This is a genomic window from Streptococcus ruminantium, assembly GCF_003609975.1.
Taxonomy (GTDB): Bacteria; Bacillota; Bacilli; order Lactobacillales; family Streptococcaceae; genus Streptococcus; species Streptococcus ruminantium.
The window spans coordinates 1,422,219-1,441,720 of the sequence record NZ_AP018400.1; the positions used below are offsets into that span (position 1 = coordinate 1,422,219).

A 19,502-nucleotide genomic window follows, 5' to 3' on the forward strand; every position below is an offset into this window, starting at 1 on the left:
TTTTCTAATCAATCACTGCAATCACTTCAATTTCAACCTTAACATCACGTGGCAAGCGAGCAACCTCTACCGCTGAACGAGCTGGAAATTCAGTCGAAAAAGCTGTTTTATACACTTCGTTAAAGACCGCAAAATCATCCATATCTTTTAAGAAACAAGTCGTCTTCACAACATGGTCAAAGTCTGTTCCAGCCGCTGCCAAAATAGCCTCAATATTTTTCAGTACCTGTTCTGTTTGTTCCTGAATGGTTTCACCAACAATTTCTCCTGTATCAGGTGAAAGTGGTACTTGTCCTGATGCAAAGAGGAAATTCCCTACTACCTTCGCCTGAACATAAGGACCGATAGCTGCCGGTGCTTTGTCCGTATGGATTGTTCTCATTCGTCCTATCTCCTTTTTGTTTTTCTCATTCTATTATAGCATAAGTTCTATCCAAAACAGACCACCTACTCCCAGTCTATTTCCATTGTTCTTGGCAAAACCACGCGCAGACCCCACATCTCAACAACTGAAAAATAGAAAGACAGCTCAATATTCTCCAGTTTTTAGATTAGACAGATCATTTCTTTACCCAATTTATCTTCCTTCATCATCACTCCAATGGTTTGCTTAACATATCCTTCCACCTAAGACGCAAGAAAACAGACCACATTTGTAGTCTGTTTATCAGTTCATTATGGATGCAAGCGGTGTAGCATACGTGGGAATGGAATGGCTTCTCGGATATGTTTTGTACCAGCGACAAAAGTAACCATCCGCTCGATACCAATACCAAAACCACCGTGTGGCACGGAACCATACTTACGGAGATCAAGGTAAAATTCATATTCCGTCTTATCCATACCCAGCTCATCCATCTTAGCCACTAAGGCATCGTAGTCGTCCTCACGCATAGAACCACCAATGATTTCACCGTAGCCTTCTGGTGCAAGAAGATCGGCACACAGCACTCGCTCTGGGTTACCAGGAACTGGTTTCATATAAAATGCTTTAAAGCTTGCTGGATAGTTGACAACAAATGTCGGTACACCAAAGTAGTTTGAAATCCATGTTTCGTGCGGTGAACCAAAGTCATCACCGTGTTCAATATGTTCGTAATCTGTATCTTCATCTGCCTCGTGCTCTTGAAGAAGAGTGATAGCATCATCGTAAGCTACACGCTTAAATGGTTCAGCTATATAACGCTTAAGAGCATCCACATCACGCTCCAGCGTTTCTAATGCCTGAGGAGCACGATCAATGACACCTTGGATAAGTGCTTTAACATAAGCCTCTTGCAAATCAAGTGATTCTTCATGACTCAAGAATGAATACTCAGCATCCATCATCCAAAACTCTGTTAGGTGACGACGAGTTTTGGATTTTTCAGCACGAAATACTGGACCAAAGTCAAAAACCCGACCAAGTGCCATAGCACCCGCTTCAAGGTAAAGCTGACCTGATTGGCTGAGGTAGGCTGGTGTACCAAAGTAATCTGTCTCAAAGAGTTCTGTTGAATCTTCCGCAGCATTTCCTGATAAGATTGGACTATCAAACTTAATAAAACCATTCTTTTCAAAGAACTCGTAAGTCGCATAAATGATCGCGTTACGGATCTGCTGGATAGCAACCTGCTTACGAGAACGCAACCAGAGATGACGATTATCCATTAAGAAATCTGTACCGTGTTCTTTCGGAGTAATCGGATAATCATGTGACTCCCCGATCACTTCTATCTCTGTCACATCCAATTCATAACCAAATTTAGAACGCTCATCTTCCTTGACAATCCCTGTCACATAAACTGATGTCTCTTGGCTCAAGCGTTTCACCGTATCAAATTTCTCACCACCGACTTCTTCACCGAATTTCTCGATAAAGTTTGGTTTGAAGGCAACAGCTTGAAAGAAAGCCGTACCATCACGTAACTGCAAGAAAGCAAGTTTCCCCTTACCAGACTTATTAGCAACCCAGGCGCCAATCGTCACTTCTTGACCAACATAATCTTTCACTTGGTTAATCGTAATCAATTTTCTAGACATTTTTTTCCTCTTTTTTTAATTTTTCATAAATGTATGCAAACGAGTAATGGCTTCTCTCAAGGTACTCATATCTGTCGCATAGCTGAGACGGATATTTTCAGGAGCACCAAAACCTGCACCCGTAACCATTGCCACTCCGACTTCTTCCAAGATGGCTGTCGTAAACTCAGTCACCTCCGTATATCCCTTCATTTCCATAGCCTTCTTCACATTCGGAAATAGATAGAAGGCCCCTTCTGGTTTGACTACTTCAAATCCAGGAACCTCTGCAAGCAAGGGATAAATCGTATTGAGTCGCTCTTCAAAAGCTTGTCGCATAGCTTCTACTGCATCCTGCGGACCTGTAAAAGCTTCGATAGCCGCGTACTGAGCGACGGTTGTCAAATTTGAAGTCGTTTGGCCGACAATCTTACTCATAGCAGCAATAATCTCAGGATTACCGACCGCAAAACCAACCCGCCAACCTGTCATAGCGTATGCCTTAGCTACACCATTGACTACGATTGTCTGCTGGCGAATACTTTCTGAGATACTGGAAATCGGTGTGAAGGTGTGACCATTATAGACCAGACGACCATAGATATCATCCGCCAGAATCAGAATATCATGTTCCACAGCCCAATTACCAATAGCTTCAAGCTCCTCACGACTATAAATCATTCCTGTCGGATTTGATGGCGAATTGAGAAGAAAAACCTTAGTATTAGCTGTACGAGCTGCCTCTAGCTGATCCACTGTTACTTTAAAATTGTGCTCCTCTGTCGCAGTAACAAAGACAGGCACACCTTCGTTCATCTTAATCTGATCCGCATAAGATACCCAATAGGGGGTTGGAATAATCACCTCATCACCAGGATTGAGGATTGCTGCAAAGAAAGCATAGAGAACAAATTTTGCCCCCGTCGCTAAAACAACTTGATTTCGATCAATAGAATAACCGTAGAAGTTCTCAAAATAAGTATTGACCGCATCCTTTAACTCTGGAAGTCCGGAAGCCACTGTATAGAAACTAGCCCTTCCACTTTCTATAGATGCTATGGCTGCTTCCTGAATATTTCTGGGAGTCACAAAATCTGGCTCTCCCAAAGTCAACTCTAAAATGTCACGCCCCTCGGCTTTCAGAGCCTTAGCACGTGCTCCTGCTGCCAGTGTTACACTCTCTTCCATGTCTAGGACACGCTTTGAAAGCCTGCTCATAACCCCTCCTTCTTGATAAAGTTTCCTGTTTCAAATTCAATTAGATAATAGGCGGTGCCAGATTTAACTTCCCAAATCGGCTTACCATCTCTATATCCAAGGACTATACGCTCCCTTTCTCCTGCTCCATTTTTTTGAGCAATAGCCTGCGCTTGGCTTTCTGAAATACCATTTGCTAGTGTATAAACGTAAACAGTATTTGTTGCTTCTGGAACGATAACTGCGATTGACTCACCTTTACTTGTCGACCCTCGCAGACTAAAATAGGTCTCCGTCCCATTATAGACAGAAAAATCTTTGACAAACTGTAAATCCGCATACTTCCTAGCCACTGCAATAGCATGGTAACGCACATCAGAAAAGGGCTTAGCCGCAAGATCCCAGATGACAAATATCGAAAAAGTAATGACACTAAGGAGAATGAACGAACCGACCGATAACTGCCCTTTCTTCGTTGACATTGCCTCCAAAAGTTGACTAATCTTTTTTTCCATAATAGCCTTATTATACTATAACTTAGGCAAGATTTCCATTCTTACAAGATAATTTTCATTCCATGTAGTACAAGAAAGAGGAATATTGCTTTTTTTGCTTGATAAGCGAACTATTTATTGCTAAAATGTTCTCATGAAAACTGTTGAACAATCTTTACACGAAAACAAGCAGGCACTCCATAGCCTAGTCGTCTTCCACAGAGCTGCCAATACCATCTCAAAGTCTGAATTGGAAACCATAAAAAAACATGGATTGACAGTCTGCCAATTCGGAGTAATGGAAGCGCTCTATAACAAAGGAAATTTACGCATTCAAGACTTAATTGATAAGTTGCTAAGTACCTCTGGTAATATGACTGTTGTTATCAAAAATATGATTCGAGATGGTTATATTTCTAAAACAGTTGATACAAACGATCGCCGCGCCTCACTAATTTGCCTTACCCCATTAGGACGAAAAACCATAGAAAATATCTTGCCTGAACACTACGACCATATCGGGCAAATTTTTTCTGTCCTTAGCTTAGAAGAACAAGAGCAACTAGCTAGGATTCTTAAAAAATTCAAGAAGCAGTAAGTCCAGCATTGTCAACAAGAGATAAATACGATATACTAATACTCAGTGAAAATCAGAGGATAGCTAGAGCTAGGAGGTATTCTGTCAAGTTGGCAGCTCCAGCGGTTGATTTTTACAAACCATACATTTATCTTTTCAAAAGGAGACAAATACCATTATGGCAAATGTATTATTCTTAGTTGGTTCACTACGTGAAGGCTCTTTTAACCATCAAATGGCAAAAAAAGCAGAAGCATTCCTGACCGACAAGGCGGAAGTGTCTTATATTGACCTTGCTAAAATTCCCTTATTCAATCAAGATAGTGAAACACCGGTTCTCCCTGAAATTTCTGAGCTTCGTGCACAAGTGGGTACCGCTGATGCCATCTGGATTTTCTCTCCAGTCTACAACTATGCTATACCAGGCATTGTCAAAAACGCCCTAGACTGGCTCAGCCGTTCACTTGATTTGTCAGATCCAAAAGGTCCATCCATCCTTCAAGATAAAATTACGACTGTATCGGCAGTCGCAAACAGTGGACATGACCACCTATTTAAAGATTTTCAACACCTGCTCCCCTTCATCCGCACTCAAATTGTCGGTGAGTTCACAGGTTCAACCATCAATCCAGAAGCATGGGGCACTGGTACATTGGAATTGTCCGAAGAAACCCTCGCAAAACTTGAAAAACAAGCTCTTGACTTATTAGCAGCTATTCAATAAATAAAAGAGGTTGGGACAATCGTCCAATCTCATATATAAAAAGCGAACAAACCAAGATTCTGATTGTCAGAAAACTAGTTTTGTTCGCTTTTTTTCTTCAATTATAGATCTAAAGGACTTGATAATTGAGATTTTCAAAATTGAAAATCTTTTTGCCCCAGACTCATTTTGTACTTCACATACAGAACAATAGCTCATTAAATCCCCATCTAACAAGGCTAGGAGGAGACAGGGCTTTTATCTGTTCTTGATAAGCAGTAGATATAATTTCTAGTTCTTTGTTCAGAAAGAGAGAGAGCAAATATATTATAGTTTTTTGAATAAAAAAATCAGGCTAAATTAGAGAGCTCCCCCTCCATTCATAGCCTAATTTCCTAACACATCACTTTTAATTGACTTCATTTCTCACACACTGCAAGGCAGCACCAATAACCTGATGCATATCATAATAACGGTAGTGTCCTAGACGACCACCAAATATAACATTTTTTTGCTTCTCAGCCAATTTCTTATAGGCTGTGTATAAGTGATTATTACGGTCATTATTTACTGGATAATACGGCTCATCTCCACGCTGCCATGTTTGAGAGTACTCACGTGTTATAATTGTCTTCGCCTGATTACCAAAGTCAAAATGCTTGTGCTCAATGATACGAGTAAATGGTGTTTCACTATCTGTATAATTCACAACTGCATTTCCTTGGTAATTGTCCATATCTAGCACTTCTGTTTCAAAACGAAGACTACGGTATTCCAATTCTCCAAGCTCATAATCAAAAAATTCATCAATCATCCCCGTGAAGACAACCTTTGGATAGTTAGCAAGATACTCTTCCTTGTTAGCGAAGAAATCAACGCCTGTTTCTATGTCAATATTTTCATGGTCAAGCATTTTTTTGACAATCTGTGTATAGCCACCAATTGGGATACCTTGATAAGTATCATTGAAGTAGTTATTATCATAAGTCAAGCGAACGGGCAAGCGACGGATGATAAAGGCAGGAAGCTCTGTACAGGATGTTCCCCATTGCTTCTCTGTATAAGACTTAATCAATTTTTCATAAATGTCCGTACCAACGAGTGAAATAGCTTGTTCTTCCAAATTTTCAGGTGTTTTTCCACCGAGAACCCTACGCTGCTCAGCAATTTTCGCCTCCGCCTCCGCCGGTGTTACCACACCCCAAAGTTTATTAAAGGTATTCATATTGAAGGGTAAATTATATATTTCCCCCTTATAGTTGGCAACTGGTGAGTTCGTATAGCGGTTGAATTCTGCAAACTGGTTCACATAATCCCAGATTTCCTTCTCAGATGTATGGAAAATATGGGCACCATATTCATGAACCTGAATACCTTCAACTTCCTTGCTATAAATATTCCCAGCAATATGATCTCGTTTCTCAATGATCTTTATTTTTTTCCCTTTTTTTGCTGCCTCATGTGCAAATACCGCACCAAACAAACCAGCACCAACAATTAGATAATCGTATGACATTGCTTCCTCTAAGATTCCTATTTATAAAATACAACGAAAACTATTAAAGATACTTCTCGCTATGTTATTTTTATCATTCACCATTATACCATATCTCACTATCGCATACCGTTATGAAACAAAATATACCATGACACATTGAAAAAATTTTAACTAATTGAGCTCAGAGAAAGAGGAGACATATTTGTCTCCCCAAAACGTTATACAAATTCACCAAACTTCAATTAATGAAAAACCTGCATAATATGAACAAGATGTCCTATTGGTAAAAAATATCAAACTATTAATTGGCTACAAGAAGTTGTAGACTTTAAATTTACTGGATTTCATTAGATGATAGAAAACGTTTCAAGCATTCTAAATCCTCTAAACTGTCAATTTCAAAAATAGAGTTGCTTGGAATTTCTTCCTTATAAACTTTTATTATAGATAAATTATTTTTCACAAGATCATCCCAATATAAGTCTGTAAACTCTCCCTTTTCAACTTTTACTTCCAAAATATCACGCAATAGTATGCCCATTTCCTCGGTCCAATAAGAAACACCTGATAGAATTGAACCTTCTCCACTTGCCACTACTATCTCTTCAACAAGATTGTCAAAGTTACATTTTAAAAGCCATTCATTTTTAAAATTAGTCTTGTAGGCACTAAAATAAGTTGATTGTTGCATTGTATTATGCAAAAAGTTCTTGCTAAGATAATTGTCCGCATCAATTACATAGGCATCACGGAGGTACTCTCGAACTAGATACATCGTATAAAGATTATTATAAACATCATACTTATCATTGTAAACTAACCTTACTCCATATTTATCTTCTAAAAAATGAAATTTCTCAGAAAGGTACCCTGTCACTACAATAATTTCATCAATATTAACTTCTTTTAAAAACCTAATTTGCCTTTCAATAAGAGTTTCATCTCCAATTTTAATCAACGATTTTGGAGTAGTTAGCGTTAATGGTCGAAGCCGCGTTCCCATTCCCGCTGCTAAAATAATAGCACGCATAGTTCCTCCCTAGAATTAATTTTTTATAATAAGTGATGAACCTACAATGATTAAAAATCCACAAGCGATTAACTTCATCTCCAAGTTCCCTCCCGATAGAAATAAAGAAAAGATAACCGTCCAGAGAGAATATGTTACATTCAGACTTGTCGCTTTGACTGGTCCAATTGAATCAATAGCTGAATAATAAAAGAGATACGATAACGTTCCAATAGTTGCTAAAATGATAATAAGTACAATGCTTACCGAAGTAAGTACCTGAGTCAAACTATAAAAAATATCGCCTTCAAAAAACATGAAGAATAAGTAAACGATACTTGAAGTCCACTGCCTAATGAACAGGGCTTGTTCTGGAAGTATGTCATCCTTCATTCCGTAAGCAGTAATCACACTTTCAGCGGCCCAGCCAAATACACATAATGAAACTACGAGTACGCCCCAAAATAGATTATTAAAAGGTGTTGAATTTGTATACCCTAAAATAATGACAGCTAGTATAGTCAATCCTAGTCCTAACCAGCCACGTTTGTTTAAGCGATCTTTTAGGAAAATAGCTCCTAATATAGCAGCCAATGCCGGATACGTAGCAGAAATTGTCGCAGTTAAACTTGAACCAAGTAATTCAACTGCTGAAAGATAAGCACGCATTCCCAAAGGACCTGCAAACAGAGAAGCTAGCATAACGAATTGGGAACTTCTTTTTTGGAGTAAACTGCCAATTCCCCCAAGTTTTCCCTTCACACCTAAACTAATTGTCAGTAATACAGCAGAAATCAAATCATGGAAAAATGCCAACAGCAGTGCTCCAGAAATAAGGCGACTATCTAAAAGAATAAATGGCACTAGTGTTAAAACAAAACCATTCAACGAAGTATCTAGCCCCCAGAACATACCTGAAAGTAAACCTTGAATTGTTCCTTTCAATTTAGACATCAAATTCCTCCAAATATTATCTATTTGTTAAAATACTGCTAAAATCTCTCGCATATTGATATTGGCGATAAGCATACTCACCAAAATCCACTCCTAAACTTCGCTTATATTCACACCAGTTGCTCCACAATAGACCACATACCGCAATGTAGCAGTATATTTTTAAGCGAATTTCTTTAGGACAAGCATCCTCAAAGTAAATATCAATTAGTTGATCAATTTGTGCTCTATCATACAGAGCATAAATGCAAAACATGGCAATATCAACATGAGGATCCTGCATACCAGCATACTCCCAATCAATTAAACGAATTACTTCTTCATCATTTTCTGTATAAATTAGAAAATTATCTGGGACAGCATCAATATGGGATAAAACTTTTTTTTGAGTATATTTATCAATGTAATCGGAAAGATCAAAAACTTGTTTTTTTACCTGATTATAATCACTGTAGACAGATTTAGTATCTTCTAGCAATGTTTCATAAAAATTTATCTGTTCAAATAGATTAAATTCATGTTCAACTTGGTATTCCGATTCATGAAATTCTCTCAATTTGGACATACATTTTTTTAAATCAAAAACATCATTTACGTCACAATTTCTTGCATGATCCACAAATCTAGTAATTTTGTATCCACTTGTTGGATTTATATATACAACATCATCACATATATCTGTATTATCCAGAACTTGGTAGACCGAAGCTTCCTGTTGCCTGTTGATCAATAACTCCGTTCCCTCACCAGGAATACGCATAATATACTTTTGCCCCTCACAAGAAAACAAGAAAGAACGGTTAGTCATTCCTTTTTTTAGAGCAGTAATCTCACAAATAGTTTCTGGATGAACCTGCAAAGTTTGGCAAATCAAATCAATCTCTTCAGATTGCAAATGTTCCGATTTACTATCCAGTTTTCTTAAATCTTCAAGAGTATTGATTTGAATAATGCTATCTGTAGCAACCGATCTAGACTTTATCCATAAAGATTGGCTATCATAAAGTACTTCTTCCCAAAACGCTGTTTTTTTCACATCACTTTCTATAACGGTAGATAGTGACTGTTTAAATCTTTCAGCATCCTCGTGGGTGATATAAGCAACTCCGGTCATGGGGAGTTCTTTATCCTTCATATCGTTTGCATAAACCATATAATAAGATTCTGTTTCATTGCTTGAGAACAGATTTTTTCTACACCAAATATCACAAGGCAAGATAAAACTATCTGAAATTTTTTCCGCAACCAGAGAAAGCGAGTACAGATTATTCGTATCGCCATAATTCAAGTTTTCTACGAGAGTGACAGAATACTTATCTTTCAAATAGGTCAGCTTCTCTTTCATATAGCCCACAACAATGAAAATATCCTCAACCCCTACTTCTCGTAATTGACGAATAAGACGCTCTATTAGGATCTCACCATTAACTGACAATAAAGCCTTCGGTCTATCTGTATTGATAGGCACCATTCTTAAACCAAATCCTGCGGCAAGAATGATGGCGTTGCATTTTCTATCTTTTCCTGATTTCATTGATATACTACCTATATTCTCCCCTATCATAGCAACTCATCATTCCATTTTAGGTTATAGGAATGATGAGAAACCTGCTGTTCCACAGGTGGAAAAATCATATACTCACCATATTCTAGTGTCAAAATCTTATCATATTCCTTAGGAACCTGAAATAACTCTTCGTTAAACTTCAAGTAACATCCCTCTCCAAAATCGGATTGTTTCCAGATACATTTTTTAGCTTCCTGAGTTCCCGTTTCATAAGTAGCCACATATAGACTATCATCATAGTCATATTTTGTATTATGCTTCTCCAACAGTGCCATATAATATTGGCTTCCTTTAACAATATAAGGTAGGTTTTTAATCCATCTTAACAGCCCCCTTATACGAGACATAGAAGATGGAAACAACTTGAGACGTGACTTTTTCCACAATCTATAATTGAAAAATGCACGATCATAGTGGCGAATAGCTTCATCATAGTCGTTTCCTGAGCCATCCATAAGGAAAATATCCACATATACCCCCAATGGAACTGGTTCAATTAAATCGTAATCTTGTATCAAGATAGTCCTAGTATCCACTATTTTAGGAAGAGGTACTTGAAAACGTCTATCAGTATCAGCTGAGATTAACTTGTAATAGGGATGGGGATTTGTTGCCAAGATTTTCAGAAGACGCCTATAGTCACTCCTTGGCATCATAACATCAATATCATCGTCCCAAGGGATAAAACCTTTGTGTCTAACTGCACCAATCAAGGTACCGTAGGCTAAATAGTACCTAATTGAATACTGTTCGCAAATTTCTTTAAGATATTTTAAAATACCAAATTCTAAATTCTGAACTGTTTCTAGCGTAAATTCTTCTCTCACAACATTCCCCATCTTTTTAACGTAATCTTTTCAAGGTTCTATTTTGGAAAAATCGTGCCAAAGCTAACATCAATTTACTTGATTTAAGATACTTTTTCATAAATAATAAACGACTTTGGTACAAAAGCTCTAACTGTTTACTTTTTTGTTGAATAGATTTGCTTATGCTGACTGAATGTTCATGTCTATAAAAATCATCTAAGACTAGCAGCGAGCTATAACCACTCCCTTTTAACTTAAATCCGAGAGTTGTTTCCTCACCAAAAAGGAACATATCCTCATCATAGCCTCCAACCGATAGAAATTTATCCACATCGTACATCAGTAAAGCTCCGGGAACACAATCAACTAATTGTTCAGCTTTAGTATAATCTAATTGATGGTTCGTAGGAAAAAATCGCGATAGCTTACCCGAATTCAAAATAGCATATTCAAAAGACGTTGGCACTTTCCAGGCCAGATCTTGGATAGGTTGACCATGAATATCCAACTGAATGGCTGAAACCAAAGCAAGTTTTTCCTCCTTCTTCAGAGAAAAAATAAAACGAGCAATCAGTTCATTCGAAAAAACAACATCTGGGTTAGATAATAAGATATACTTCGCTTTAAAGTGCTCTTTTATATACCTTGTTCCAAAATTATTTCCATACCCATAGCCACCATTTTTATCTGTTCTAATTACATGGATGTTTCCCTTTTCCAGCACCTTCAGTTCCTGATACGAATCATCCGTTGAACAATTATCAACAATCAAAATATGACTAAATACTGGGTAATCTTTAATATTTTCTACTAATTTTTTGACAGTTTCTGCATCATTATAATTTAAAATCATGCACACACAGGTATTTGTCATTATACTCCTCTTTGTCTCAATTTACCTTTGATCTGATGAACAGCTTCGGTAATCAGTTTTTCCTTAAATATTAACAACAGTAATCCATAGCTTCCAAAGAAAAGAAAACCGCACAAAAGGCAAATGAAGAAATTACTATTGCTAACTATTAACAGCTTTCCTCCCCATGTAGCTAGGGCTGATATACCTGTACCTACAAGAGATAAGATAAGCTCTCTACCTTCAAAGTTTTTTCGTAGAACATCTTTTAGTGCCTTAGCATGTACCAACAGCACTGCTAATTCTGCTAAACTAGAGGCCAAAGCAGCCCCAACAGCATCTAGTCGCGGAATAGCGAGGATATTAACCAAAATATTCACACCTGCACCGATAACAGCTCCAATAACGGTATATTTTTCTTTTCCGAGCGGTATCAGTAATTGCCAAGCTGTCACACTACTCAAGCCAATAAAGATAATAGAAGGCATCAAGAACTGTAAGATCGAAATAGCATCCACATAGGTTTCTCCTGCTAACACAAGAATAATCTCTTTAGCCATCAAAGCGAAAAACATAGCCACAGGAACCGCTGAAATAAAAATAAAATTGAACGACTTCGTAATCATTCGATTGAAATCTGTCTGACTTTCATTTTTTAAAGCATAAGAAATCTTCGGCAACATAACAGCTCCTAAGGCTGTTATTAAGCTAACTAAAATATTCTTTATTTTAATTGCTGCTGAATAAAAACCAACACTTGCATCTTCAGTCAAAAAACCTAGCATAACTTGATCGAGACTTGTAAAAATTACTGTTGTTGCATTATATAAAAATAGGGTGATGATTGGCATAAGATGAATATAAAGGTCATATTTCTGAACCTTTACACCTCGCAGCTCTACATAACGGGATAATCTCATCACATTTAAGATATTAGATCCGACAGAAGCTAAAACATTTATCCCCGCATATAAGACATAATCAGCAGGCTCATGAACCAGTATAAACATTAGAAGGATTGATACAATCTTAAAAGTAATATTACGAATAGTAATGTACTGATATTGCTCAATGGCTTGATAAAACCATTCTACCCCCAACATATTAAAAATAATTGTAATAGAGGTAATTAGGAATAAGGGAGTCTCACTTGCAAATTTAGGAACTATAATGAGCAAGATTGCAAAGACTACATATGATAAAAATGTAAAGATAGAATTTAAAATCAGTAATTCTTTTACCACCTTAGATAATCGTTCCCTATCATCACGGACTTCTGCACATTTTCGAATCCCATAGGAGGGAATTCCCATGGAGGCAACTAAAGAAAAGTAGCCAATAACAGATGTTGCAAAAGCTATCTTTCCATTCGCCTCACTAAATAAAACTCTAGATACATAGGGGAACGTTATCAGTGGAAAAATTACTCCTGACATTTTTAAAATGACATTCATTAAAAAATTAAACTTAACAGATTTAACTTCAAATTTCTCTTCCATAAACTTCCTTGCTCACTTCCTTATTATCCATGCTTATCTGTTTTTTAATCTGTACTCCCATAAAGCTATAAATAGCAAGATAGAAGGGCACATCGAATATCCTCTGACCGTCAAACATGTTTAAGAAAAGATTGGAACCGATGAGATAAACTGTCAAACACAAGAGAAAAGCAAAATAAGACTGATCTTTTAGATAGCGACTTTTCAGCAATACACGAATTGCTTTCACGAATACAAGTCCATGAGTTATCAATGTAAATAAGCCTAATTGAACAACTGTCCCTAACATGCCTAAATCATCCAAATAATAAATACTCCACTGATTTCTCGCCATCATCGCTTCCACTATTGGATTTCCTCTTATTAAAAATCCCAATCCAAAGTAGGCATGTTGTTGACTCATAAATAAAAAATAATGCCTAACTCCTTGGAAACGAACCAATGTAGACTCTCCATACTGTCCCTGACTAGAAATCAATGAGAAGAATGATTCAATAATATGATAATTGTACAGAAAAAATATACCTATTAAACTGAATGAAAGTAATTTAAAAATAAAGTTTCCTCTTGTGTTTGATTTGCTGAAGACGTAGGCAGCTACAATGGAAGCTAAAGAAAGGGTCGTTTGAAATCTCACCCTAGTAACCACTAGCAAAAATAAAAGCATGAAAATCAAGAGGAGCTTGTGGATATTCCCTCGAATACTCCTTTGCATGGATTGGACAGTTATGTAAGACAGAGCTACACCAAATAACATACCTGCCTCCACCCTTTGAAAACCATCCCGTATCCAGCCTTCGTATTGGAGCAATAGACGCGGGAAAAAGATGGCACCTCTAAAGTTATACATCACCCAACTGAACATCCGCAAAACCAACATGGCAATTACAAACTTTGATACAAGAGAAAGTAATGGCACAGTGGATTTATCATTGTTGAACACAAGGACTATTCCATACGAGGCCAATGGCAAAGAATATGGAAGTACTACGTTTTTTAAAATAGTATCCATCGAATAGCCATACTTGGCTGATGAATATATCGTTATCGCAATTGCGATGACATATAAAACAAAATAATAGTTTAAAAAACGAACTTCATTTTGTAAGTTCGTTTCCTTACTTCGTAGCGTCATACTCCACAAGATAATAGATAGTACGACGATTATAGCTAACTGAACATTATATTTGATTATCTCCTCAGGAAATAATCTGGATGCCCCTAGCATTAGTAGTACAAAGACTGAAACAATAAATTTATTAAAGGTTGAAAGTCTAAGCATTTTTATTCCTCTATGATTTCTTTAACAATTTGATCTAAATCATCCTTTGCAAAAAAATCCAAGCAATTCTGGCTCATTTCCTCATAATGAGCGTCAATATAATCTATACATTTCAAAATTTCTGGGACAGTCATTTCCTTTGCGCACCTTCCAATACCAAACTGTTCAAATGGACGCAATAAGCCTAATACATTGGTACCAATCATAGGCACTCCAAAAGCACTATATTCATAAACTTTATTCGGTGCGCAATACAAAGCATTGATAGCAGGATGCAAGTGAGATTTGGTGGGTATATATGGAGTTAACCCAACATGGGCATATTTAATAAACTCTAAATGTGAAGGTGCACTATGGTATCCTAGATACACAACATGCTTATTTTCATCAAGAAATTTTTTAAATTCTTCTTCCTTCTCTTTAATCAAACCTATTATATATAAGCAATAATCAGACTTCTCTCTTATAGCTTCAGCAAAATCTTCAATATTTCTTTCTGGTGTGATAATCCCTGAATAGAGAAGAATCTTTCTTTTCTCCAATTTTATCTTCTCCAGAGCTTCAACTGTCTCCTTAGGAAAAGAAATAGTCTCGGGTATTCTATACGGTTTATTGGGTAAGACAACTGGTAGCTCTTTTAAATTCCACCATGCTTGTTGAATGTAAGCTCTATCTAAATCAGGTACTACCACCTTATGGGCAAATTTGGCAAATTTATCAATAGGAAAGTCAAAATGCTTTGAATTTAAAAACAATGGAAAGCGCTCAACTAATTCCATTAACTGCATCACATGCTTATACTTTAGCAGTTCATTCCCAAGCATTTTAATCGCTATATCGTAGTAGTCCATAACAAATCTGAATCATTCATTGATTCTCTCACTAATTGACGAAGAATTTTTTATCAAAAATAATCTTTTCAGCCTTGGCAGAAACCAGAAGAAATATTAGAGGAAGGTAAATATAATTAAATTACTATTTGAGTAACTTCATTTGGTACTCTTCCATTTTCTGTCAGACTTATCAAATCAACAGCTAGATTTTGATTTAATAAATTTCAATTAAACTAATTACAGGAGGGTTTGACAAAGTCCCCAATGCACAATAGTAATTTTTTTCATTTTTTCCTGTAAAATACTAATAATCTATCTTAGATTTCAAAGAGACTTTTTAGATACCTTATTGCAAATGACTTAGCTATTTTCTGCTTTACTTCTTCAAAATCAGAAATCTCTTCTCCATCATTCAAACAAATTAAATGGTACTTAGGATTTCTCAATTCACTGATAATTTTATTCAATTCATCAAATATGCTATAGTAATTTCCAAAATGTACTGAACGTGGAGTAAACTGTCCACTTGCCAATTGCCAGTATCTCATTAGCCAATGATTGATATCACTTTTTGTCCGAAACTTATTTCGACTTGTTTGTCTGAGCTTCTGCTCCTCCAGATTCCACAGATGTTTAAATGTAGATTTTTTATATGCTACTGGCAAATGATGGTCGTAGAATCCCAAGACGCTGTTCCATGGAAGAACAATGAAGTTTTTGAGTAAATGTTTACCATAAGAAAGACGAAAAAATTTATTGTTCCATTCTTTTAAAATCTGATGTGTATTGAAATAATCATTGATTACCTCAATATTGTTTAAAGAAATAGAAGCAATCCCTCCACTTTTAGGAACTTGGGGACTAAAAACTCCCACATCCGTTGGCAAACCATTTCTGAAAAAGTCTTCTGGACCAACTGATTTATTAATAAACATATCGTCATTGAAGAGCACAAAATGTTCTGATAACTCCTCAATACGATGAATATTTAACTCAATTACATTTGAGTTAAAGGTCGGCAAATACTCTTGTGGAATATAATCCGAATGCTTAATCAACAATAATTTCTCATGATTGATATTGAGCCATTCTGGTACATGACCTTCGGTAATCAATACAACCTTATTTACCCAAGGAGCATGTTTCTCAACTGCTCGAAACCAGTACTTAAAAATTTCCCAATCTCTATAACGAGCTACACTATTTAGCCCTTTATCTTCTTCAGACATATAATGTTGCTTTTGTTTTTGCCACTTAGGATCTGATCCATCCACCCAAGTAACAACAAAATCGATCTTTTCCGTCATTTTTCACCTAATTAAAGATAGTTCACCAATACATCCACAATCTGCTGACTTGCGGTTCCATCTCCATATGGATTACTTGCTTGGCTCATTTTAGCATACGCCATCTCATCCCCCAATAAAACAGAAAACTCATGATAGATTGTCTCCTCCTCAGTACCAACCAATTTTAGAGTCCCTGCTGCAACACCTTCTGGTCTTTCAGTTGTATCTCGCATGACAAGAACTGGTTTCCCTAATGAAGGAGCCTCTTCCTGAATACCTCCTGAATCAGTTAAGATAAGATAACTCTTCTTCAAAAAATTGTGGAAGTCAATGACCTCTAGAGGTTCAATGAGTTTTATCCGTGTTTCATCACCAAAGATTCTATTAGCAATTTCTCGAACTACTGGATTTTTATGGATAGGATAAATAACTTTAACATCAGCATTTTCTTCAAGAACTCTCTTAACTGCTTTAAACATATTTTCCATCGGTATTCCTATATTTTCCCTCCGATGGGCTGTTAACATAATCAACCTTGAATCTCCTACCCAATCAAAAAGGGTATGATGATATCCTTTCGAGACAGTTGTTTTTAAGGCATCGATAGCTGTATTTCCAGTAACAAATATCTTATCTGAACTGCGTCCTTCTTGCAATAAATTTTCTTTTGCTTGCTCTGTTGGCGCAAAATTAAAATCAGATATAATAGAGACTGCTTGGCGATTATATTCTTCAGGGAATGGACTTTCCAAATCATAAGTTCGCAACCCTGCCTCTACATGCCCCACTTTAATCTTTGAATAAAAAGCTGCTAATGAAGTAGCAAATGTAGTACTAGTATCACCATGAACCAAAACAATATCAGGACTTTCCTTCTCTAGAACCGGCTTAATCCTATCCAAGATACTGGTCGTAATACTATATAATGTCTGTCCTTCTTTCATAATATCTAAGTCGTAGTCTGGAGTTACTTTAAATACATCCAAGACCTGTTGCAACATCTCACGGTGCTGCCCTGTTACACAGACGATTGTTTCAAACTGTGTATGTTGTTTCAAAACATTAACTAAGGGGCACATTTTTATCGCCTCTGGTCTAGTTCCAAAAACTAGCATTACTTTTTTCATAGTAGCTCCTTTTGACTCTGATATTTAGAATATTAGAGAAGTGCATCTATCCGATTTCTTCGTATATAAAAATTTGAAATTTGTTTCAATAGTTAGAAAATTTACAAAAATATAAAAGCTGAAATCGTATCCTATGATACCCATCTCCAATTAAAAAACTTGAACAAAAGCCGATATAACCATTCTAATACTACTGCCGTCATATATGAGATGAATACCAGCAATAGAAAAATTATTATTGCGTTTTCGGTAAAATAAATTATATGGGGAATCAGTTTATAACAATAGAAACTATGTGTCAACCACATAAAGAGACTACGATTCCCTAATTTCACCAATAATCCTTCTAACCAATTGACATTGATTATCTTATATATATATATATATATATGCTTCAAGTATAAAATATATACAGGACAAGCTATATTCATAAAACTAGGTACACGTGCTCCGATTATGACTAGCAGTAAAAAAATGGTACACAAAAGCATTATTCCTAGTGGATTATCAAACTTTTTAAGGTAATTCTCTAGATTCTTTGAGATAATTGGCTCAATCCTAACAGTAATAAACCCCAATCCAAAAGCAATAGTAGGAGTAAAGTTTGGAATGAAATATAGGATTTCTGCTGGTAAGACTCTATATAAGATAAAATGAGCTACTGTAATGGATAAAGTTAATATTAGAATACTCTTGCTTGACAATCTATAAAAGTAAGGGACCACCAGCAGAAGGAGAGTATAGAGGGTCGCAAACCACCATTCACCATTGTATGTAGTTTTTAAAGCAAATAGATTGAAAATGAAATTCAAAGGAGTAATTTCTATGTTTCCGGCTAATAAGCATAACGGAACAAAGACTAGGAAGACCAACCAATAATGCAGAAAAAATTTTTTTATTCTATTTCCAAAATCAGCATGAGTTCTCTTGTTTATCTTAGCCAAACCATAACCGCTTATGAACAAGAAAATTGGGACGCAAAGATTACCAAATTTTGCTATGATAACTGTCAAATCTGAAAAAACCATATCATTAGGTATACGTTCTTTAAACGCAAATAAATGATGAAACAGCATCAATAAAATTGCTATCCCTTTCAACACTTGGCTTTCTTTTTGCGTTAAAATCATTCCTTCTCCCATCAATTTTTCTAAATACTTACTGAAAACTATCCTAAATCCGTCCCACCTTTATTCAGCCAGTTTACTACATTGAAATAACGATGGTAAATCTTTAAATCAATACCTACATGACCTTCTTTTTCCTTTGACTTAAAATGTACCAAAGAGGGTAAATCTTCATAATTCTTTGAAGAGAAAATAACCTTACTCTTATATGGCAGTTTTTCAAACTCTTTCATCAGATCATAATTGCATTGATCATTATCATTAAATTTAAAATATAGATTATCCCAATGGATACGTGCTAAGCGGCGTTGCCACTTTTCAGCAGCTTCTTCTTCACTCTTATAATGTAAAAAGTGTAACTCAATATCATCTAAAAGAGCCAGCGGATAAGCTTGATTAAAATCCGAAATATACTTAGATTGTTTCACAAACCTTAAACTTGCTCCCCCAAATCTCAAATAATGTTCCAAATTTTTAAGTAATTTAATGTAATCAGGTGAGAAAATAAACATTCCTACAAATGGTGTCTGATAAGGAAGTCCCAACTCTTGGTAGACCTTTCCAGCCCAACAGTTATCACAGATGATGGTAAACTTTTTGTTCCTTAAGCGTTTCCGTGGGATAAAATTGATAATAGGATAAATAATCGGTTTTAGTTTATTCTTTATTTTCTCTATATTCAT

The 19,502-nt window shown here is 36.2% G+C and carries 19 protein-coding genes; 2 read left to right on the top strand and 17 right to left on the bottom strand.

Translation table 11 applies throughout. The features are described 5' to 3' along the window. Positions 1-4: 4 nt before the first annotated feature. From SR187_RS06750 to SR187_RS06765, 4 genes are all read right to left on the bottom strand, one after another. Positions 5-382: a RidA family protein gene (locus tag SR187_RS06750; protein ID WP_024532611.1), complete on the bottom strand. Its 378-nt coding sequence runs from the start codon at positions 380-382 to the stop codon at positions 5-7. Between the two features lie 293 nt (positions 383-675). Then, positions 676-2,022: an asparagine--tRNA ligase gene (asnS, locus tag SR187_RS06755; RefSeq protein ID WP_120171934.1), complete on the bottom strand. Its 1,347-nt coding sequence runs from the start codon at positions 2,020-2,022 to the stop codon at positions 676-678. Positions 2,023-2,037: 15 nt separating this feature from the next. Further along, positions 2,038-3,219 carry a pyridoxal phosphate-dependent aminotransferase gene (locus SR187_RS06760; protein ID WP_024532609.1) on the bottom strand — a complete coding sequence of 394 codons (1,182 nt, stop codon included), beginning with the start codon at positions 3,217-3,219 and terminating at the stop codon, positions 2,038-2,040. Continuing rightward, on the bottom strand, positions 3,216-3,713 hold the full coding sequence (locus SR187_RS06765; RefSeq protein WP_120171935.1) for a cell wall elongation regulator TseB-like domain-containing protein: 498 nt from the start codon (positions 3,711-3,713) through the stop codon (positions 3,216-3,218). Before SR187_RS06765 ends, SR187_RS06760 begins: the two co-directional genes overlap by 4 nt. Before the next feature lie 133 nt (positions 3,714-3,846). Here SR187_RS06765 and SR187_RS06770 point away from each other — a divergent pair, with 133 nt between their 5' ends. Together SR187_RS06770 and SR187_RS06775 are read left to right on the top strand one after the other, a co-directional pair. Next, complete coding sequence (locus tag SR187_RS06770) at positions 3,847-4,290, top strand: MarR family winged helix-turn-helix transcriptional regulator (RefSeq protein ID WP_120171936.1); 444 nt, start codon at positions 3,847-3,849, stop codon at positions 4,288-4,290. 157 nt (positions 4,291-4,447) lie between these two features. Beyond that, on the top strand, positions 4,448-4,993 hold the full coding sequence (locus SR187_RS06775) for an NADPH-dependent FMN reductase (RefSeq protein WP_024532606.1): 546 nt from the start codon (positions 4,448-4,450) through the stop codon (positions 4,991-4,993). Between the two features lie 388 nt (positions 4,994-5,381). Here the strand turns inward: SR187_RS06775 and glf are convergent, their stop codons facing one another. The 13 genes from glf to SR187_RS06845 form a co-directional block, all read right to left on the bottom strand. Continuing rightward, complete coding sequence (glf, locus tag SR187_RS06785; protein ID WP_120171938.1) at positions 5,382-6,488, bottom strand: UDP-galactopyranose mutase; 1,107 nt, start codon at positions 6,486-6,488, stop codon at positions 5,382-5,384. Positions 6,489-6,804: 316 nt separating this feature from the next. Beyond that, entirely contained in the window at positions 6,805-7,500 is a 696-nt protein-coding gene (locus SR187_RS06790) for an NTP transferase domain-containing protein (protein WP_120171939.1), read from the bottom strand. 15 nt (positions 7,501-7,515) lie between these two features. Beyond that, positions 7,516-8,433, bottom strand: coding sequence for a DMT family transporter (locus SR187_RS06795; RefSeq protein WP_120171940.1), 918 nt, complete (start codon positions 8,431-8,433; stop codon positions 7,516-7,518). 16 nt (positions 8,434-8,449) lie between these two features. Next, positions 8,450-9,967, bottom strand: coding sequence for an NTP transferase domain-containing protein (locus SR187_RS06800; protein WP_227989888.1), 1,518 nt, complete (start codon positions 9,965-9,967; stop codon positions 8,450-8,452). Between the two features lie 26 nt (positions 9,968-9,993). Continuing rightward, positions 9,994-10,827 (bottom strand): LicD family protein, encoded by an 834-nt coding sequence (locus SR187_RS06805; RefSeq protein ID WP_160113880.1) that lies wholly within the window; start codon positions 10,825-10,827, stop codon positions 9,994-9,996. Between the two features lie 16 nt (positions 10,828-10,843). After that, a complete protein-coding gene (locus SR187_RS06810; protein ID WP_120171943.1) occupies positions 10,844-11,683 on the bottom strand; it encodes a glycosyltransferase family 2 protein in 840 nt (279 codons plus the stop codon). Then, positions 11,683-13,161 carry a flippase gene (locus SR187_RS06815; protein WP_120171944.1) on the bottom strand — a complete coding sequence of 493 codons (1,479 nt, stop codon included), beginning with the start codon at positions 13,159-13,161 and terminating at the stop codon, positions 11,683-11,685. Before SR187_RS06815 ends, SR187_RS06810 begins: the two co-directional genes overlap by 1 nt. Beyond that, positions 13,145-14,296: a hypothetical protein gene (locus tag SR187_RS06820; RefSeq protein WP_145981835.1), complete on the bottom strand. Its 1,152-nt coding sequence runs from the start codon at positions 14,294-14,296 to the stop codon at positions 13,145-13,147. The genes SR187_RS06815 and SR187_RS06820 overlap by 17 nt, the downstream gene beginning before the upstream one ends. A gap of 149 nt (positions 14,297-14,445) precedes the next feature. Beyond that, positions 14,446-15,294: a glycosyltransferase gene (locus SR187_RS06825; RefSeq protein ID WP_120171946.1), complete on the bottom strand. Its 849-nt coding sequence runs from the start codon at positions 15,292-15,294 to the stop codon at positions 14,446-14,448. A gap of 299 nt (positions 15,295-15,593) precedes the next feature. Beyond that, the gene (locus tag SR187_RS06830; protein WP_120171947.1) at positions 15,594-16,583 is read right to left on the bottom strand and encodes a Stealth CR1 domain-containing protein; all 990 of its coding nucleotides are present in this window, start codon (positions 16,581-16,583) and stop codon (positions 15,594-15,596) included. Positions 16,584-16,594: 11 nt separating this feature from the next. Continuing rightward, positions 16,595-17,692 (bottom strand): non-hydrolyzing UDP-N-acetylglucosamine 2-epimerase, encoded by a 1,098-nt coding sequence (gene wecB, locus SR187_RS06835; protein WP_120171948.1) that lies wholly within the window; start codon positions 17,690-17,692, stop codon positions 16,595-16,597. A 131-nt stretch (positions 17,693-17,823) separates the two neighbouring features. Then, entirely contained in the window at positions 17,824-18,822 is a 999-nt protein-coding gene (locus tag SR187_RS06840) for an acyltransferase family protein (protein ID WP_160113881.1), read from the bottom strand. 38 nt (positions 18,823-18,860) lie between these two features. After that, complete coding sequence (locus SR187_RS06845) at positions 18,861-19,502, bottom strand: DUF1919 domain-containing protein (protein WP_120172489.1); 642 nt, start codon at positions 19,500-19,502, stop codon at positions 18,861-18,863.

Coding starts and splice junctions, on each gene's coding strand:
- SR187_RS06750 (WP_024532611.1), bottom strand. CDS start 382: ATGAGAACAATCCATACGGACAAAGCACCGGCAGCTATCGGTCCTTAT.
- asnS (WP_120171934.1), bottom strand. CDS start 2,022: ATGTCTAGAAAATTGATTACGATTAACCAAGTGAAAGATTATGTTGGT.
- SR187_RS06760 (WP_024532609.1), bottom strand. CDS start 3,219: ATGAGCAGGCTTTCAAAGCGTGTCCTAGACATGGAAGAGAGTGTAACA.
- SR187_RS06765 (WP_120171935.1), bottom strand. CDS start 3,713: ATGGAAAAAAAGATTAGTCAACTTTTGGAGGCAATGTCAACGAAGAAA.
- SR187_RS06770 (WP_120171936.1), top strand. CDS start 3,847: ATGAAAACTGTTGAACAATCTTTACACGAAAACAAGCAGGCACTCCAT.
- SR187_RS06775 (WP_024532606.1), top strand. CDS start 4,448: ATGGCAAATGTATTATTCTTAGTTGGTTCACTACGTGAAGGCTCTTTT.
- glf (WP_120171938.1), bottom strand. CDS start 6,488: ATGTCATACGATTATCTAATTGTTGGTGCTGGTTTGTTTGGTGCGGTA.
- SR187_RS06790 (WP_120171939.1), bottom strand. CDS start 7,500: ATGCGTGCTATTATTTTAGCAGCGGGAATGGGAACGCGGCTTCGACCA.
- SR187_RS06795 (WP_120171940.1), bottom strand. CDS start 8,433: ATGTCTAAATTGAAAGGAACAATTCAAGGTTTACTTTCAGGTATGTTC.
- SR187_RS06800 (WP_227989888.1), bottom strand. CDS start 9,967: ATGAAATCAGGAAAAGATAGAAAATGCAACGCCATCATTCTTGCCGCA.
- SR187_RS06810 (WP_120171943.1), bottom strand. CDS start 11,683: ATGACAAATACCTGTGTGTGCATGATTTTAAATTATAATGATGCAGAA.
- SR187_RS06815 (WP_120171944.1), bottom strand. CDS start 13,161: ATGGAAGAGAAATTTGAAGTTAAATCTGTTAAGTTTAATTTTTTAATG.
- SR187_RS06820 (WP_145981835.1), bottom strand. CDS start 14,296: ATGACGCTACGAAGTAAGGAAACGAACTTACAAAATGAAGTTCGTTTT.
- SR187_RS06825 (WP_120171946.1), bottom strand. CDS start 15,294: ATGGACTACTACGATATAGCGATTAAAATGCTTGGGAATGAACTGCTA.
- SR187_RS06830 (WP_120171947.1), bottom strand. CDS start 16,583: ATGACGGAAAAGATCGATTTTGTTGTTACTTGGGTGGATGGATCAGAT.
- wecB (WP_120171948.1), bottom strand. CDS start 17,692: ATGAAAAAAGTAATGCTAGTTTTTGGAACTAGACCAGAGGCGATAAAA.
- SR187_RS06840 (WP_160113881.1), bottom strand. CDS start 18,822: ATGATTTTAACGCAAAAAGAAAGCCAAGTGTTGAAAGGGATAGCAATT.
- SR187_RS06845 (WP_120172489.1), bottom strand. CDS start 19,502: ATGAATATAGAGAAAATAAAGAATAAACTAAAACCGATTATTTATCCT.